The sequence below is a fragment of the Microbacterium sp. NPDC058062 genome (assembly GCF_042885375.1).
GTDB classification, from domain to species: Bacteria; Actinomycetota; Actinomycetes; order Actinomycetales; family Microbacteriaceae; genus Microbacterium; species Microbacterium trichothecenolyticum_C.
The window spans coordinates 490,301-507,822 of sequence record NZ_JBHVSC010000003.1 but is presented as its reverse complement, the minus strand read 5'-3'; the positions used below and the strand labels follow the sequence as shown (position 1 = coordinate 507,822).

The 17,522-nt window shown below is 69.0% G+C and carries 11 protein-coding genes; 4 read left to right on the top strand and 7 right to left on the bottom strand.

Annotated elements, in window-relative coordinates; genetic code table 11:
- Nucleotides 1-218: hypothetical protein (locus ACFVSU_RS11415; protein WP_387142491.1), on the bottom strand; the 218-nt coding region annotated here is incomplete at its 3' end.
- A gap of 5,854 nt (nt 219-6,072) precedes the next feature.
- On the opposite strand from ACFVSU_RS11415, the gene ACFVSU_RS11410 reads away from it, so the two are divergent.
- Together ACFVSU_RS11410 and ACFVSU_RS11405 are read left to right on the top strand one after the other, a co-directional pair.
- Nucleotides 6,073-6,996 (top strand): ParA family protein, encoded by a 924-nt coding sequence (locus ACFVSU_RS11410; protein ID WP_387143493.1) that lies wholly within the window; start codon nt 6,073-6,075, stop codon nt 6,994-6,996.
- Nucleotides 6,996-7,985 carry a ParB/RepB/Spo0J family partition protein gene (locus ACFVSU_RS11405; protein WP_387142488.1) on the top strand — a complete coding sequence of 330 codons (990 nt, stop codon included), beginning with the start codon at nt 6,996-6,998 and terminating at the stop codon, nt 7,983-7,985. The genes ACFVSU_RS11410 and ACFVSU_RS11405 overlap by 1 nt, the downstream gene beginning before the upstream one ends.
- Here ACFVSU_RS11405 and ACFVSU_RS11400 read toward each other — a convergent pair.
- Nucleotides 7,980-9,245: an RNA polymerase sigma factor gene (locus ACFVSU_RS11400; RefSeq protein ID WP_387142485.1), complete on the bottom strand. Its 1,266-nt coding sequence runs from the start codon at nt 9,243-9,245 to the stop codon at nt 7,980-7,982. The two genes, ACFVSU_RS11405 and ACFVSU_RS11400, sit on opposite strands and share 6 nt — an antisense overlap.
- Nucleotides 9,246-9,301: 56 nt before the next feature.
- On the opposite strand from ACFVSU_RS11400, the gene ACFVSU_RS11395 reads away from it, so the two are divergent.
- Entirely contained in the window at nt 9,302-9,649 is a 348-nt protein-coding gene (locus ACFVSU_RS11395; RefSeq protein ID WP_387142482.1) for a tryptophan synthase subunit alpha, read from the top strand.
- A 17-nt stretch (nt 9,650-9,666) separates the two neighbouring features.
- Here the strand turns inward: ACFVSU_RS11395 and ACFVSU_RS11390 are convergent, their stop codons facing one another.
- The 5 genes from ACFVSU_RS11390 to ACFVSU_RS11370 all read right to left on the bottom strand — a co-directional run bounded on the left by ACFVSU_RS11390 (nt 9,667) and on the right by ACFVSU_RS11370 (nt 15,712).
- Nucleotides 9,667-10,083 (bottom strand): YciI family protein, encoded by a 417-nt coding sequence (locus ACFVSU_RS11390; protein WP_387142479.1) that lies wholly within the window; start codon nt 10,081-10,083, stop codon nt 9,667-9,669.
- Nucleotides 10,084-10,297: 214 nt separating this feature from the next.
- Complete coding sequence (gene trxA / locus ACFVSU_RS11385; RefSeq protein WP_045301944.1) at nt 10,298-10,621, bottom strand: thioredoxin; 324 nt, start codon at nt 10,619-10,621, stop codon at nt 10,298-10,300.
- A 94-nt stretch (nt 10,622-10,715) separates the two neighbouring features.
- Complete coding sequence (gene trxB / locus ACFVSU_RS11380) at nt 10,716-11,720, bottom strand: thioredoxin-disulfide reductase (protein ID WP_387142475.1); 1,005 nt, start codon at nt 11,718-11,720, stop codon at nt 10,716-10,718.
- Between the two features lie 138 nt (nt 11,721-11,858).
- The gene (gene murJ, locus ACFVSU_RS11375; protein WP_387142472.1) at nt 11,859-13,478 is read right to left on the bottom strand and encodes a murein biosynthesis integral membrane protein MurJ; all 1,620 of its coding nucleotides are present in this window, start codon (nt 13,476-13,478) and stop codon (nt 11,859-11,861) included.
- Nucleotides 13,475-15,712 (bottom strand): DUF6049 family protein, encoded by a 2,238-nt coding sequence (locus ACFVSU_RS11370; RefSeq protein WP_387142469.1) that lies wholly within the window; start codon nt 15,710-15,712, stop codon nt 13,475-13,477. Before ACFVSU_RS11370 ends, murJ begins: the two co-directional genes overlap by 4 nt.
- A gap of 116 nt (nt 15,713-15,828) precedes the next feature.
- Here ACFVSU_RS11370 and ACFVSU_RS11365 point away from each other — a divergent pair, with 116 nt between their 5' ends.
- The gene (locus ACFVSU_RS11365) at nt 15,829-17,352 is read left to right on the top strand and encodes a methyltransferase (protein WP_387142466.1); all 1,524 of its coding nucleotides are present in this window, start codon (nt 15,829-15,831) and stop codon (nt 17,350-17,352) included.
- Nucleotides 17,353-17,522: the final 170 nt, after the last annotated feature.

The window sequence follows — 17,522 nt, the reverse complement described above, 5'->3', positions numbered from 1 at the left end:
GGCTGAACACTCACGCCGGATGCACCTGGGGCTGTGATGGTGACCCACGACGCACCATCGGCGGGCGTTGTGTCGCTGCCGGTAACGGGTGCAGTGTCCCTTCGTTCGATCATCGTGCGCTGCGACATCCGTCCTGCGATGCCCAGACCGCAGTACGACGCGCGAGGATGCTGGCGCTGGAACCGAGCGATGCCGCGGTCGAGCATCAGGCTGAACACTCACGCCGGATGCACCTGGGGCTGTGATGGTGACCCACGACGCACCATCGGCGGGCGTTGTGTCGCTGCCGGTAACGGGTGCAGTGTGCCTTCGTTCGATCGTCGTGCGCTGCGACATCCGTCCTGCGATGCCCAGACCGCAGTACGACGCGCGAGGATGCTGGCGCTCGAACCGAGCGATGCCTCCCTCGAGCATCTGTCTGGACACTCACCCGGGTTCCGCCTGATGGGATGGCTCCGTCTCGGCTGTTGCCAACAGACACTGGTGGTCAGTGCTCTGGAATGTGCCCGGTCGTATGGGGGGCGTCGGTCCGCGCCGTGACAGCAGCCATCTGGCCTGGGTGTGTTGTCGTTCCGGTGCGCGGGCTGTGTGCTGGCGGGCGGTCCGACGCCCCGTCACTTCTCGCCACTTCCCCACCCCGCGCGTGATTGCGGCGTCAGCGCGCTGGACGCGGTGGCGAGAGATGGCATCCGTCGTGCCGCCGCACAGACTCGGGCTCAGGCACGTGTGGGCGGCACCCGATTTGCTCGCTTGCGCGACTCCTGGGTCCGGGAGCCACCCAGTTCTGGAAGGATGGCGCCTTCGCTGGGGTGTACGGGCGGCCGGATGCGCCCGCGATCGCGGGCTCTCTGTGCGAGGAGGCGTCGGGATCTGGTCGACCGCACCCGCCAAGCTGGCGTCATCCATCACGTTTCACGTGAAACATTTGCGTATTCGGCGCATCTACTGTCAGCTGGGTGTCGCTGTCCGACGCAAGGGTCGCGTCAGCGCGCGCTTAGGCAGTGGCGTCTTGCGGGTTACGCGAGCTCAGACTGCCCGGTCGTGCAGGCCTATACGTCGTCATGCTCCCCCAGCGCCGACGTCAGGTGCCAGGGGTCGCGGGAGTGTAATCGGCCTGGATGCTTCGGGTATCCGAGGATTCTCCTTCGAGGAGTGTCCTGCATCCGGTCAACCGTGTCGTGAGCCATGTGGTCGATGACGTTTCACGTGAAACAAGGGGCGGCACATCCGGATAGACGACCGGTCGCTCAACGGGAACTGTGCGGAGCGAGCGAGGCGCCGGCGCGCGGGTCGGGTCCGTGTCGGCTCTTAAGGCACCACGGTGTTCTTGTCCGGCCGAGCAGACGAGAGGAGGTGGAATGCTGCCGCCGCAGTTCGCACCGTGACTCCCGTGCGGAAGTGGCTGGCGGACCGTTGCGGGAGTGCACGCGTGGCGGACGCATCCAGCATCCCAGGCGCGTCTTCCGAGGAGCCTCCGGTCTTCGGTCAGCCGTCGCGCGCGGTGCCATCGACTACGTTTCACGTGAAACATGCGGCGGCGAAGAGAGATCGATGGTCGATCGCTCACCCCGGGTGCGGGGCCGCATCGACCAGGGCGGCGACGTGGACATAGCGCCGGCGCCCAGCCGACGACCCGGTTGTGTCCGGAGCGAGTGGCGGCACGGCGACGCAGCGTCGCGGCGATGCGCGTGGTGACTCTCCTCGATGCAGAGAGTGGGTGGCGTGCTGACTCTGGGCGTGCGCGGCCATCAGTGGCTCCCGTCGCGTCGGGCTTCCTTCCGCTGGCGACTGCCGGGATCGCGGACCCGCCTTCCGACAGAGTCTGGCTATCGGGTCTACCGTGCTGCGCCGCTGGTGTCGCCGACCGCGTTCCACGTGAAACATGCGGCGCGCCGGTTCTATGAATGTGCGCTCTACGCGGCGTGCGAGGGGCCTGAGCAAGACGCTGCCGCGGGGTTGCGTCCGTGTCGCTTCCCGCGGCGGCGACCTTGCGTCTTGTGCGGAGCAAGACGAGACGCGCCTTCGCAGCGGCGCACGGATTGCCGCACTCCACGCGACAGTCCGCCTCAGTGCACGAATCGGTGGCGCGATGCGTCGCTGGCAGTGCGTGCACTTCCGCACCCCTGGACGTGAGCGGACGCAGCTTGCAGCTCAGAGCGGCGCGGCCCGCGCCGGGGCAGATTGCCGCGACTCCGCGATCGTTTCACGTGAAACATTGACGGGCTGGCCACTGGATCAGTGAACCCGCGTGTAGCAAGCCGTGGACCGATGAGACGATCCCTGTCTGGTCCGCAATCAGCGAATGCGTAGGCAGCAAACGGGTCGCGCCGTCAGTCTCGGACTGCACGACCCGAAGTCGTAGTGAAGCATCAGCCGTGGAGGTCAGCTATGCGAAAGCCGGTGCGATCACACAGGTAGACCTACCGCTCAACGGGCAAGCAGTCGGGTTCCTCGTGTGGACTCAATAGCCGACGACCCCCGCTTGCTCTGCCGGCGAGTCGTGACCGCCTACTCGGCGCGCCCACTCGGTCACTACGGTCTCGGCGTGGACCGAACACGCACCCGCCTACATTCGGCGCGGCGAGACGGGCCGATCCCCGCTGACGCTGACGAGTGATCGCGCCGAGATCCTTGGATTGGCGCGCTTCGCGGGACGTCCCGCCTACGCCGTCGCCGCACTGCGGCATGGATGCAGAGGTGGCCGCGCCGCTACGGACACCTTCAAGGTCGGTGGAGCGGGCGAACCCGCGTTGACGGTTGAAGAGGCGCATGCGCTCACTGCCTTCGGCGAACTTCTGAAGAGTTGATCGGACCGGGCGCTGCGGCGCGCTGGCCGACGAGCGCTTGATGCTCGCGACTCTTCGCTCCCCGGGGGGCAAGAAGAGACCCGCGTACCTCGAGCACGGCTCTCATGTCTCACGTGACGACACCAACCACCTTGCATCGGATGTCCCGCTCGAGCGCTCCGCCACTTGTCGCGTTTGTGCAGCACGGGCATCCAGTCACCACGCCATGAAACAAGCGTGCTTGTGTCATCCTGGCCGTGGCGACGTGTGATCACCGGGCAATTGCAGCCAGTCGGGGCGAGATTTCGCTGAAACCAGCGGAGGCAGAGGCGGCCGTTCTACCGGGGCGGCCCGGTCGAAGGAGGCTCCTCGCGGGATCCCACTAGCGGTGATGAGTGCCAGGACGGCCTGGATGCGCAACTGCGACCGGGAGATGGCTCGCGGTGCCCTCCGTGCAGAGCGAACGGGAGACTCTTCGTTCCACGCGAACTGCCGAGAACCACGTCCACCGGGCGGGTCTCCAGGGCGGTCCCGCGTGACCACAGCCTGCGGCAGGTCCCATCGACCAGTTCGTCTCGCGTAGGCGCCCGATCCCCAACCGCCACGCCGCCGGAGTCGATTGAACTGCCGCGTCGACTCATGCGGCGTTTGACGATGCCCGGCGTCCACAAGGCGGTGGACGGAGCGCGACCGGCGAAGTTCCGCACTATCAACAAGCCTGTACTGGGCACCCTTCCGTCGGCGACGTTCGGGCGCTGCGCATGAGCGTCGAAGCATCGTTGTGGTCGCGCGAACCTTCATCCCTCACGACCGACGCGACTGTCGCCAGAGACGTGTGGCAGTTCGCTGGTGAACTGCACGCTCCGTTTCACGTGAAACGGCACCGACGGTTGAGCGCCGTTGACAGGCGACAATCATGCGGGGCGTGGCAGGCGGGGGCGGATCGTCGCAAGGGGGCAGACCCGGAACCCGCATGATTTGGCGCGCCGTGGCGATCGTTCCGTCGCAAAGGAAGAAGGAGAGGTGATTGCCATCTGGCGCGTGGGCGCCCCTGTCAGAGTGGCCCGTCGAACGCGATGAGAATGACGGTTGCCCTCCGACGCCTAGTTTCACGTGAAACATGCGCGGGCTTCCGGCTGGTCGTCAGCCTCTCCAGGACTGCGACTGGTGAGGTGCTTGGATAGCCAGGCGCCTCTGGTCCCGTTGAGAGAGTGGGCACGGCACGGTGCCGGCTGGGGAGACCAGGCGGTTCCGCTCGCTCTATCCGTCCCGCGCGCCCGTGAATGGCACGTCCAGATCAGTGCAGTGCTCCCCTGAGCGGAGGAGATCGGATCGTTTGGGCAACCCACAGCCCCGCGCCCCGGCGCAATCATCGCGAGCATTGATGGTGTCGTCAGCGAGTGGACCCGTCGCAGCTCAATCGCCCGCGCCAAACGAGTCCACTCCCCTGAGCCACGCATGCCGTGCTTGGCCGGGACGTTGGAGTCGAGCAGGTGTGGCCGATGGGCGTCGACGTCAGGCTTCGATGCCCGATGAAGTCAGGGCGCTCAACGATGCAGCCTTGCGGTCAAGGTGCACTGCCATGGGACTCTGACTCGAAACTGCGGGTGGGGCTTCAAGCGTGACCGTCCAGAATGAGGGTAGCCACGACAGTGATCAGCATCCTGGAGTCGGGCCGCTGACCGCGCCCATCTCGCCTCGCTCATCGAATCGGTGCCATCGACGAGCCGTCGGAGCGACCGATGGCTTCCCCGCCTGGATGAGCGCATCGTCGCCAAGAAGTGGTGCAAGCGACGTCGCTGTCGAGTGAAGAAGGTGTCGCGATCGGTGCAAGCCGGGCTCGCGACCAGGTCGTGATCCGGTCGCCAGCGTCTGAAGATCGTGACTGTTCCCCGCGTCGGTCCTTGCAGCGAAGGCTGGGCTGTGCGGCAACGCCGCAGAGAGTGTCACGTGAAATACCGTGTGCACCGCCGAACCGACCATCAGGGCTGGGAACGTCGCCGAAGCCGTCGCAGGGGCGGTTCGCCACGTTCGCCGTGTCGTCGCGCCATCCCATCCACGTGTCGGGGTTGATCGTGCGAAGCGCTCGGGGCGGGTTGGTTCCGACAAGAACAGCAGGAGGGCTTTACGGTGGCCCGCGATCTGTGCCGATCGGGGTTGCCGTCGGCCTATGCGTCCTGATGCCGTGAGCGACGACTCTCACATTCGCGCCCTTCTTTCACGTGAGCTCCCGCGTTCGACGTGAAACGAACCCGGCGAGGCGCGCCACGCGTGCGTGCCCGCTCTCTTGGGTAATCCCGTGTTTCACGTGGAACGGCGCACCGAGGCGCCGCGCGTGCGTGCTCGCTCTCGCACGTGAGCTCCCGCGTTTCACACGAAGTAGACAGCACCGAACCGCCGAACATGCGCCCGCTTTCGCGGATAGCGCCCGCGTTTCACGTGAAACGGACCACACCGACGCGCCGCACTCACGCCCCGCATTCAATGCCGCATGCGACGCCTGGAGACTGGGCTTTGGCGCGCGAACGCGGACGTCTCAAGTGCGCATCCGGAGCGGGGTGGCGTGGGAGGACCAGCCCGCTGCCGCACCACGTCACACGTGAATTCTTGACCGATGAGCGGGCCGCGGCGCCCTTCGGGCGCGGGGTAAGACGCAACCGGCTCCTTGACCCGCACTTGGTCAGATGAGGGATTTCTCAGTCGAATCCGAGCGGCGGGTTGGCGTGCCCGAACGGTTCGCGCGGGGTTGACTAGGGAGGGTGGATGATCCACGCGGAACGGTAAGGGACGAATGAATAAGTGGCTCCGACGGCTGGGGATGGGGGGAAGGCGGGATAGGGTGGAAGACGATGTTGAGCGGCTCGGGCACGGGGGAGAGTTTCACGTGAAACAACCCGACGAGAGCGAGGCTCAGGCATCCTTCTCGTCCGATGAGCCGCCGACCGTCTGGACACCGCAGTCTGCGGAGTCGCAGGATGCGTCCACCCCGGAGCCGAGCGACAGCGAGATCCACTCGCATAGTGAGAGCGCCGTGTCCCACGGAGCGGTCGTCCCCGAGGAAGCCCCCGTCCCGGAAGAAGACATCGTTCCCGTCGGAGACGCCGTTCCCGATGAGATCGCCAACTCCGGCCAGACCGACGTGCCTGATGAGATCACCTCGCACGACGACGAGGTTGAGCGCGCAGACTCCGACGGCGATGTCGCATCGGCTGAGTACGCTGACTCCGCACCCGAAGTCATCGCATCCCCCGAGGGCTCCACCGTCACGCAGGAAGAGGAATCCCCCATCGTGCAGCAGGACGGCGCCGCTCTCGCGCAGGAAGAAGACGACTCCCCCATCGCGCGGGAGCTCGCAGATCTCACGGCACGTCGCAAGGCGCTCGAAGAAGCTGACGTCCAGCTCACCGGCCGCACGCGAGTCCTCACCGTCTCGAACCAGAAGGGCGGTGTCGGCAAAACGACGACGACGGTCAATCTGGCCGCCGCCATGGCCGAGCGCGGGGCGAAGGTGCTCGTGATCGACCTCGACCCGCAGGGCAACGCTTCGACGGCGCTGGGAGTGCCGCACACCGCCGATACCCCGAGCGTGTACGACGTACTCATCGACGAGTTCCCGCTGGCCGACATCATCCAGGTCAGCCCGGAGTCGCCCAACCTGCTCTGCGCGCCGAGCACCATCCATCTTGCGGGCGCCGAGATCGAGCTCGTGTCGCAGGTCGCACGCGAGCACCGACTGCGCGTCGCCGTCGACGACTATCTCGCGAACAACCCGGGCGAGCTCGACTTCATCCTCATCGACTGCCCGCCCTCGCTCGGACTCCTCACGATCAACGCCTTCACCGCGGCGAGCGAGCTCCTCATTCCGATCCAGTGCGAGTACTACGCACTCGAGGGGCTGAGCCAGCTGCTTGGTACGGTGCGGATGATCCAGAAGCACCTCAACCCGCGCCTGGAACTGTCGACCATCATGCTGACGATGTACGACGGGCGCACGAGGCTCGCGCAGCAGGTCGCCGACGAGGTGCGCGCCCACTTCCCCACCGAAGTGCTCGACACGATCATCCCGCGCTCGGTGCGCGTCTCAGAGGCGCCGAGTTTCGGGCAGTCGGTTCTCGCTTACGATGGACAGTCGGCCGGCGCCATCGCGTATCGCGAGGCAGCCGTCGAGATGATCCGGCGCGACAGCGCCTCGAATGAAAGGGGCGCGTGATGGCAGCGAAGCGCACAGGACTCGGCCGCGGAATCGGCGCACTGATCCCGACCAGCGAGCAGGCCGACGAGCGTCCCGCAGATGTCTTCTTCCCGCGCGCCGTCGCCGTGGCCGAGGCGGAGCCGCCCGCCGAGACCGTCGAGTCCGACGGGCAGGAGGATCTCGTCGAGGTTCCCGGCGCCCGCCTGGCGCACATCGACCCCCACGACATCGTGCCCAACCCGCGTCAGCCGCGCACGAACTTCGACCCGGAGCACTTCGCGGAGCTCGTGCACAGCGTGCGCGAGTTCGGCGTGCTGCAGCCCGTGGTCGTCCGGCTCAATGAGAAGGGCGACTACGAGCTCATCATGGGTGAGCGTCGTACGCGCGCCGCGCGTGAGGCCGGACTCACCTCGATCCCCGCGATCGTGCGCGACACCGCCGACGAGCACCTGCTCCGGGACGCCCTGCTCGAGAACCTGCACCGCTCCGAGCTGAACCCCCTCGAAGAGGCGTCGGCGTACCAGCAGCTGCTCGAGGACTTCGGCATCACCCAGGAAGAGCTCGCGACCCGCATCGGCCGCTCGCGTCCGCAGATCAGCAACACGATCCGCCTTCTCAAGCTCCCCGTGCCGGTGCAGCAGCGGGTCGCCGCAGGAGTGCTCACCGCCGGTCACGCGCGCGCGATCCTGTCGCTCGAAGACCCGACGGCGATGCAGCGTTTCGCCGACAAGATCGTCAACGAGGACCTCTCGGTCCGTGCTGCAGAGGCTGCGGCGAAGCTTCCGGATGCCTCCCCCACCCGTTCCGTCAAGCCGCAGGCCGGCTCGCGCCGCGCCCACCTGGATGAGGTCGCCGGACGACTGGGCGATCGGCTCAACACCCGCGTGAAGATCGCACTGACGGCACGAAAAGGCCAGATCAGCATCGACTTCGCGACGATTCAGGACCTCAATCGCATCCTCGCGGAGCTCGGTGAGACGGAGTACGGGGCCCTCGAGGCCTCATAAGCGTCCGAGTGCCCGGGCACGCCGGCGCAGCGCTTCACCTTCAGCGGCGTTGCCCGGCAACTCCGCCGCCGCGAGGAACGCCGCGGCTGCGGCATCCGTTCGTCCGAGTCGCTCCAGCAGCTCCGCGCGCACGGCGGGGAGCGGGCGGAATCCCGACAGCTCGGGCTCGAGCGCGTCCACCACGGCGAGGGCGGGCTCGGGGCCGCGCGCCATGGAGAGCGCGACGGCGCGGTTGAGTCGGACGACGGCCGACGGCGCGAGCGACTCCAGCGCGTCGTAGAGCCGGAGGATCTGCTCCCAGTCCGTCTCGCCGAACGACGGGGCGACCGCATGGCACTGCGCGATGGCGGCCTGCAGGCCGTAATAGCCGAGACCGCGGGTCGAGGCATCCGCTCGTCCCATCGCTTCCAGTCCGCGGGCGATCGCCGAACGATCCCATCGGCGGCGGTCCTGGTCTTCCAGGGTCACCGGGAGGCCGTCGGGGTCGATGCGCGCGGCGAAGCGCGACGACTGGAACTCCATGAGCGCGATGAGCGACCAGATCTCGGGCTCCCGCGGCATGAGCGCGGCCAGTTGCCGACCCAGCCGCACCGCCTCGCGCGCGACGTCGGGACGGATGAGTCCCTCCCCCTCGGCTGCCGAGTATCCCTCCGTGAAGAGGAGATAGATCACCTGGAGCACGCTCGCGAGCCGCGCCGGGCGCTCCGCACGATCGGGCACCTCGAAAGGCACGCCTTCTGCGGCGAGAGTCCGCTTGGCGCGGACGATGCGCTGCTGCACGGTCGGCACGGTCATCAGCAGCGCTCGCGCGATCTGCTCGGTCGTGAGGCCGGCCACCGTACGCAGTGTGAGGGCGAGACGGGCCTGCGCCGGGAGCACCGGGTGGCAGGCGACGAAGACGAGACGCAGCACGTCGTCGTCGATGCGGTCGGGGTCGGCGTCGTCGGGCACCGAGTCCATCGCCTCGGCCACGAGAGCCTCTGAGACGAACAGGGGCTCGCGCTGCGACATCCGCTCGCGTCGTCGCCACCCGTCGATCGCGCGCCGCTTGGCGACCGACATGAGCCAGGCTCCTGGATTGTCAGGGATGCCGCTGCCCGGCCACGCCGCGAGGGCTTCGACGAGCGACTCCTGCGCGAGATCCTCGGCCCATGCGAAGTCGCCGGTGTGCCGCGTCAGCGCCGAGACGATGCGCGCGGACTCGTCGCGCCACACGGCTTCGACCGCTCGGCGCGCGTGGGCATCGTCGTCAGAGGTCATGCTGCCAGCGTAGGCGCGTGGCCCACGGTGTCGGGATCGGCACGTACCCTGGATTGATGGCGAACGACGAGCAGACCCCGCGGCGACGTGCGAGCCTCGAGCTGCTCCGTGCCGAAGCCGCCGACGAGCTCTCGGTGCTGGTGCATGAGCGCCTCCGCGCCGGCGAGGATCCGTGGGAGTTCATGGACGACCTGCCGTCCGTCGACGAGCTCGTCGTGTATCTGCTCCGCGCCGAGAACATCGCCGCCGACGGCGGGGCGCGACCTAACGCCAGCCGCCATTACCGCGTGCTGAGGCAGATCGCCATCGACTACCCCCCGCTGACCCGTGCCGTATGGGCGTTGCTGGGTGACGCGAACACGCACCGCCGGTGGGATCCGACGGTGCGTGCCGAAGCGAGCTGAAGCCCACAGCTCACGAGTCACGAGTTGGCGGCACGCCACTCCTTCTCTTTGGCGACCCAGTCGTCGTTCTGGTCGAAGTCGCTGAGCTCGTTGACGCGACGCACCTCCAGCGCGGTGCCGGGGCCCAGCGGGCACTTGCGCGCCCAGTGCTCGGCCTCCTCGCGGGAGGCGACCTCGAGGATCCAGTAGCCGGTGAAGACCTCGCGCGCTTCGGCGAACGGTCCGTCGGTCACCGCGGGCGGAACCGAGTCGAAGTCGACGCGGAAGCCCTCGGAGGCATCGGACAGACCCTCGGCGCTCAGGAACACGCCGGCCTTCTGCAGCTCCTCGTTGTACGCGCCCATGGCGGCGTACGCTTCCGCCATGTCGAAGGTCTCGGGGTCGAACGCCGCAGCAGCCTCGGCACCGACCTGCATGATGAGCATGTAACGCATGGGAATCCCTTTCGTCGGGGCGATGATGGCCCGGTCGGGGCCGGTTCGGCCCCTTCACCATGTGCGTCGAACCAGCCTCGCGCAGATCGACATCGCGCACGAAGTTTCTCGTGAGAATCTCGGATGCCGGAAACAGCATATTGAGAAAATCCCCGGTAGAACGACGAAAACCCCGCCGAAAGGTCGGCGGGGTCTTCGGGAAGCGTGAGGGAACTCAGCCGATGTAGGCCGCGAGGTCCTGCTCGAGCGCGAACTTCGGCTTGGCGCCGATGATGGTCGTCTCGACGGCGCCCTTGTTGAACACCTTCATCGCGGGGATGGAGGTGATCTGGTACTTCATCGCGAGGTCGGGGTTCTCGTCCACGTTGAGCTTGAGGATCGTGATCTTGTCGGGGTGCTCCGACTGGATCTGGTCGAGGACGGGCGAGACCATGCGACACGGGCCGCACCACTCCGCCCAGAAGTCCACGAGCACCGGACCCTCGGCCTGGAGCACGTCCTGCTCGAACGTGGCGGAAGTCGTCGCCTTGGCGGTCATCTGTGTTTCTCCTTCTCTGGGAAGTCTGTCCACGCTCATTCAACGCGAGAGGGGCGTGAAGTGTTCCCGGGCTTGTGCGGCGCCCGGTCGCGCGCTATGCGGCCTCGACCTTGGCGACCGGCTCGGCGCCGGGAAGGCCGTCGATCTCGGCGGCATCAGGGGCGGGCGCGCCGGCCTCGCCGAGCGCGGCGAGGAAGTGCTCGACGTCGAGGGCGGCGACGGTGCCGCTGCCCGCGGCGGTGACCGCCTGACGGTAGGTCGGGTCGATCACGTCACCGGCGGCGAACACACCGGGGACCGACGTGCGCGACGAACGGCCGTCGACCCACACGGTGCCCTCGGCGGTGAGATCGAGCTTGTCGTGCACGAGGTGCGTGCGCGGGTCGTTGCCGATCGCGACGAACACGCCGTCCAGAGCGAGATCACGACGCGAGCCGTCGACGGTGTCCTCGAGCACCACACCGGTGACCGCCTCGTCGCCGAGGATGTCGACGACCTCGCTGTTCCAGACGAACTCGATCTTCTCGTTCTTGAACGCGCGCTCCTGCATGATCTTCGAGGCGCGGAGCTCATCACGACGGTGGATGATGTACACCTTCGACGCGAACTTGGTGAGGAACGTCGCCTCCTCCATTGCGGAGTCGCCGCCGCCGACGACGGCGATGACACGCTCACGGAAGAAGAATCCGTCGCACGTCGCGCAGTACGACACGCCACGGCCCGACAGGCGGGCTTCGCCCTCGATGCCGATCTTGCGGGGAGCGGAACCGGTCGCGAAGACCAGCGCGTCGGCCTCGTGCGAGGCGCCGCTGCCAAGGGTGACCTTCTTGACCGGGCCGTCGATGTCGAGTGAGACGACGTCGTCGTACAGCACCTCGGCGCCGAAGCGCTCGGCCTGCTCCTGCATCTTCGCCATGAGGTCGGGACCCATGATCGCCTCGGGGAACCCGGGGAAGTTCTCGACCTCGGTGGTGTTCATCAGCTCGCCGCCGGCCTCGACCGAGCTCGCCACGACGAGCGGGCTCAGGTTGGCCCGTGCGGCGTAGATGGCCGCCGTGTAACCCGCGGGACCCGAACCGATGATGATGACCTGACGCACGTGCGCACCTTTCCTCGTGGAGCCTCGCGGAACGTCTCATGACACACGCGATGGCTCCGGATGCCTCAACACATGGTAACCGCGTGGCATTCCGTGACCCGTCCCCCGCGCCCCGGCGGGACACATGGGCGGGCGGTCTCAGCGTCGGCCGGGCAGGAAGCGGCGCACGAGGCCGGTGGCGACCGTGAGCTCGGGCGCGCGGAAGAGCGCGAGGAAAGCGATGTAGACCAGCATCGACGCAATACCGATGATCGCCGAGCCGACCGCGCCCAGCAGAGCGCTGGATGTCGTCCAGCCGTCGGCTCCACCCAGCAGGACGAACACACCCCACCCTGCGGCGGCGGCTGGGATCGCGGCGAGCACGAAGCGACCGAGCGAGAGCAGCCAGGACGCGGTGCCGAGGCTGCCCAGCCGTCGCTGGAGCAGCCACGTGGCGATCACGACCTGAACGATGCTCGCGAAGGACTGCCCGAGGGCCACGACGGCGGCGAGGTACTCGAGGCCGATGACGTCGGCTTCGACGAGACCCCACGCGCCGTAGGCGGTCGCGACGACGATCGCGCACTGCACCACGGTGAAGTAGAACGGCGTGCGTGTGTCGTCATATGCGTAGAACGTGCGCTGGATGACGAACAGCACGGCCAGCGGGATCAGCGCGACGAGGAACGCCAGCAGCACCCAGGCCGCCTGGACCGCTTCGCTCGCCGTGTTGGTGAAGATGCGCGACGCCGGAACGGCGGCGGCGGCGAGGGCGAAGGTGGAGAAGACCACGAACACGCCGAGCGTGCGGATGCTGCGGCCGATATCTCCGCGCACCTCTTCGTGGCGCCCTGCGTGCGCGTGTTCGCTGAGCTGCGTGAAGTAGGGGGTGCCGATCGAGAGGACGATGATCGAGTACGGGAGCATGAACAGGAGCCAGGCGTAACCCATGGCGGCCGCGGCCGGTCCATCGCCGGAAGCCTCCGAGACGACCCGGCCCTGCAGCAGGCCCGCGATCTGGCCGGCCGCGACCATGAGGAACGTCCAGCCCGCGAGCCGGCCGATCTGCCCGAGGCCGACGCCCCGCCAGGCGAAATCAGGGCGCACGTGCAGTCCCGTGCGCCGCCAGAAGAAGAAGAGGATTCCGGCCTGGATGACGATGCCGAGGGTGGCGGTGCCGGCGAGGAGGGCGATCATCTCCGGCGTCCAGTCCACGACCTGCGTCAGCGGACCGCCGAACAGGACGAGGAACAGGCCGAAGCCTGCGATCGAGACGATGTTGTTGACGATCGGCGCCCACGTGAACGGGCCGTAGATGCGGCGCGCGTTCAACGCCTCGCCGACGAGTGCGTACAGGCCGTAGAAGAGGATCTGCGGCAGGCACCAGTAGGCGAATGTCGTGGCGAGGGCGAGCTGGTCAGGCGTGTAGCCGGGGGCGTACAGCTGCACGAGCCAGGGTGCGATCAAGGTGGCGAGCACCGTCGTCACCAGCAGCACGACGGTGCCGAGCGTGAACACCTTCGAGATGAAGGCGCGCCCGCCGTCCTCGTGCGATGCCGCCTTCACGATCTGCGGCACCACGACGGCGGTGAGCAGGCCGGTCGAGATCAGCGCGTAGATGTTGTTCGGAAGCTGATTCGCTGTGGCGAATGCGTCGCCCGCGGGGCTCTGGACCGACCCCACGACCGCCACGAGCACGATGCCGCGCAGGAAACCGGTGAGGCGCGACACGATCGTGCCGGCGCCGATGAGTGCGCTCGCGCGCCCGATCCCGCTCACCGCTCGTCCCCGTCGGTCGTGGACGACATCTGTTCCGCCTCGCTCGCGTCCTTCGCTTCGGTCGTCGCCTCACTCTCCGCAGGACCCGGGGCGGCAGCATCCGTTCCCTTCCGCCTCCGGCGCATGCGGAGTACGGTGCGCGCGATGCCGAACAGGAGGAGGATGCCGACGACCACGGCGAGGGCGGCGATGCCGACGGCCTCCCAGTCGGCGTAGACGTTGATCTCGACGGATTCGGGCTCGCCGATGGCGACGAAGGCGGGGCTGCGCAGCTGCAGGGTCAGGGTGACGTCGCCGCGGCCCACGCGGGCCTGCACCGGCACCTCGACGCGGGTGTTGCTCTGCGGAGTCGCGACGATCGGGGTCTCGCCCTGCACGTCGAGCCGGAGGTTGTCACGAGTCGTGTACAGGACGAGGTTGACCGGGTACGGGAGGTCGTTGCGCACCCAGAACCGGAGGGCGGCGCTCGACCCGTAGAGGTCGCTCGGGCTGGTGGGGAGAAGTGCGACCGAGTCGAGGGTGCCGGCCGTCGCGGTGCGGTGGTCGGCGAGCTCCGTCGGCCAGGTGGCGTCGCCGATCCACGCGACGCCGAGAAGCTGCAGGATGTCGGCGCGCTCGGGTCCGGTCAGCATGGACGGCTGGTCGAGGATCGTGGCGAACCGGGCGAGCCCGCTTTCGTCCGCGACGAGGGCGGATGCCGCGGCCGCGCGCTCGGGCGAAGACTCGACGCCGGTCAGCTCGACGTCGAACGCCTCCCCCGCCGCGACCGTCGCGATGGTGCGGGGGGTCACGTCGGGGGCGGAGAAGGCGGCGGAGATCGCGGCGCCGAGCTCGACGCGCGAGCGACCGTCGCCGCGGCCGACGGTCACGAGGAGGGGGCCCTTCGTCTCGGCCGCGGCGAAGGCGAGGTAGGCGGTGGCAGTGGTGAGCGGGGCGCCGCGCAGCCACGACTCCTCCTGGTGGGATGCGTCGTCGAGCGCGGTGGAGATGTCGCTGTCGTAGACGAGCACCTCGCCGGCGCCGACCCGGCCGTGCGCCGAGACGGTGCGGCCGTCGGAGCCGGCGTCCGTCGTCGACGACGGGATGAGCGTGACGGGCGCCGTGCCGTCGTCGGTCGCGATGTCGGCGAGGCGGGAGACGATCTGCTCGTCCGCCGTGCCGTCGGCGGGCCAGTACACGCCCTGGCGGGTGGCGGGGCCGACGACCAGCAGCTCTTCGGTGCTCGGAAGGGCGCTGTCGGGCTGCGAGGTGGGTGCGGTGGTCGGCGCATCCGACGGCGCCGGGGTGGGCGTCGGAGTCGGCGTCGCGAAGTCCGAGGACGACATGTACGCGCTGAACGAGGTGGGCTGCAGCGGCCGCGGAAGGCCCGCCTGCAGCTGCGCGGTGACGTCGGCGTCGCCGAACTGCAGGGCGAAGCGCGAGTTCTGGATGGCCTCGAGGCGCGAGAGCCACTCGAGCGCGGACTCGGGGGCCGAGGTGCCGAGCACCCGGATCGACGCGGGCACGGCGGGATCGACCGCGAGGATGGCGGCGGTGCCGGTGACCCCGTCGAGCTGGTTCGTGAGCTCGCCGTCCGGCGCGGTGAGCTCGGCGAGCTGTTCCGCGGTGAGGAGACCCTCGCTGAGCGGACCGGCGGTGATCGGCACGACCACGCCGATGCCGACGTCGTTGGCGTCCGTGGGCGGCACGATCATCGCGCTCGTCGACGTGACGGTGCCCTCCGCACCGGGGTACGACGCGGCGAGCGGGTAGACGCCGGGGGCGAGGCCGGCGAGGGCGGGGTCGTCGGCCGCGATCGTGATGCCGCGGACCTGGAAGCCGCCGGGTTCGACGGCGGCGATCGAGTCGGTGCCGATCGGCTCCAGCGCGAGCTCGGGCGAGCTGCCGTCGAGCCACTCGCCCAGGTCGTCACGGTCGGCGAGGGGCGTACGCCCGAGAGAGAGGGTGACGGTCGCGGGCGCGAGCTCCGCAGCGGTCCCGTTCTGCAGCGAGACCGACACGCTCAGCGCATCCCCCGGGTTCACGATCCCGTTCGCCACCGGCGACAGGGTGAACACGGTGGTGCCCGCGGGGACGGCCGAGGTCGCGCTCGGCGAGGGGCTCGGTGTCGGGTCCGCCGCGAACGCGGGAGCCGGCAGCAGAAGACCGGCGAGCACGACTCCGACCGCCATGGCGGCGGTCACGAGGCGCGGTGCGCGGCGCGGGGCACGCCGCGGGGCTCGCGGTGAAGTCACGATCATCCTGTCGGGGGGTTCGCTCCTGTGCGATGTCCTGACCGCACGATCCAGGAGATTCTACGGTCCGCGCCTCCGAGCCCGCCGGAGGGCGGGCGGCGCGGTTGAATGGAGCCGTGCTGCCCGAACCGGATACCGACCTGTGCCATGACCTCGCCGCCGACCTGCGCAGCGCGGGGTTCACCGCCGAAGCCCTGCGCGACGCGTGGGGCGCCGCGGCCGACGATGCGATCGCGCGCGGCCTACGGTCGCCGGCGTCGCGGGCCCTCGGCGACCGCGGCGACGCCCTCGCCGTGCTGGGCAGACTTCTCGTGCTCGGGATGCCGCAGGCCGAGGCATCCGTCGATCACGCGCTCGTGCGTGCCGGTGCGGGAGGGCTCGCGCGGCTGGGGCTCGCCGAGATCGACAACGGCGAGGTGCGCCCGCTCGCGGTGGTGCGGCCGCAGTCGTACGCCGACGCGTCCGGATCCGGACAGTGGTGGATCGCGAGCGACCTCGACGAGGCGGCGCTGGGCGGGCCGCTGCCCGAGGATCACGTGCTCGGCGTCGGCGGCGCGTCGCTGACGCTCGCCGGACTGCAGCTGCCGACTCCCGCGGAACGAGGGCTCGACATCGGGGCGGGCTGCGGCATCCAGGCGCTGCGCGCCCGCGCGCACGTCGGTCACGTGGTGGCGACCGACATCTCGCCGCGCGCCTTGTCGTTCACGCGGCTGAACGCCCTCCTCAACGGGATCGACGGCATCGAGGTGCGGCTCGGCAGCCTGTTCGAGCCCGTCGCGGGAGAGCAGTACGACCGTGTCGTGTCGAACCCGCCGTTCGTGATCACGCCGCGGGTCGCCGACGTCCCCGCCTACGAGTACCGCGACGGCGGGATGGTCGGCGACGACGTGGTGGCCGCGTTCGTGAAGGGGGTCGGCGCCCACCTGGCGCCCGGCGGGGTCGCGCAGCTGCTCGGCAACTGGGAGACACGGGACGGCGTGCCCGGCCTCGAGCGCGTGCGCCGATGGGTCGAGTCGTCGCCGGTGCCGCTCGACGCCTGGGTCGTCGAGCGCGAGAGCCTCGACCCGCTGTCGTACGCCGAACTGTGGGTGCGCGACGGCGGCACGCTGCCCGGCACGCCCGGCTTCGCGAGACTCGTCGACGCCTGGCTCGACGACTTCGCGGCCCGCGCGGTGACGGAGGTGGGTTTCGGATACCTGCTGCTGCGGCGTCCGGCCGACGGGCCGCCCACGCTCGCCCGGTACGAGACGCTCCACACGGCCCTCGCGGGCGACGGGCTCGGGGCGCATCTCGCGGCCGCGCTCGACGCCCACGATCGCTTGAGCGATCTCGACGACCCGGGGCTCGCGGCATCCGTCCTCGTCGTCGCCCCCGACGTCACCGAGGCGCGTCATCACCTGCCCGGAGCCGAGGATCCGACCGTCATCGAGCTGCGCCAGGGCGGCGGGTTCGGCCGCGCCCTCGGCGTGGATCCGGGGCTGGCAGCGCTCGTCGGCGCGTGCGACGGCGACCTTCCGGTCGGGATCCTCATCGATGCGATCGCCGATCTGCTTGAGGTCGACGCCGGGGCGCTCCGTGCGGACCTGCTGCCCCGCGCACGTGAACTGGCGTTCACAGGATTCCTCCGCTTCGCGGACTGATGCCCCGAAGCGAATATGGATGCTGTTGACGACAGTATCTTGACAGCGCCGCCCGAGCAGGGCCATCATCCGTCTCGGGTGCTGGTGTGGGCGCCCGCGCTGCTTCGGGCGGCGCATTCGGGAGCGGTCTGAGGCCCTGGGGAGGGCTGCGGTTTGACGAAGTCGCGGAG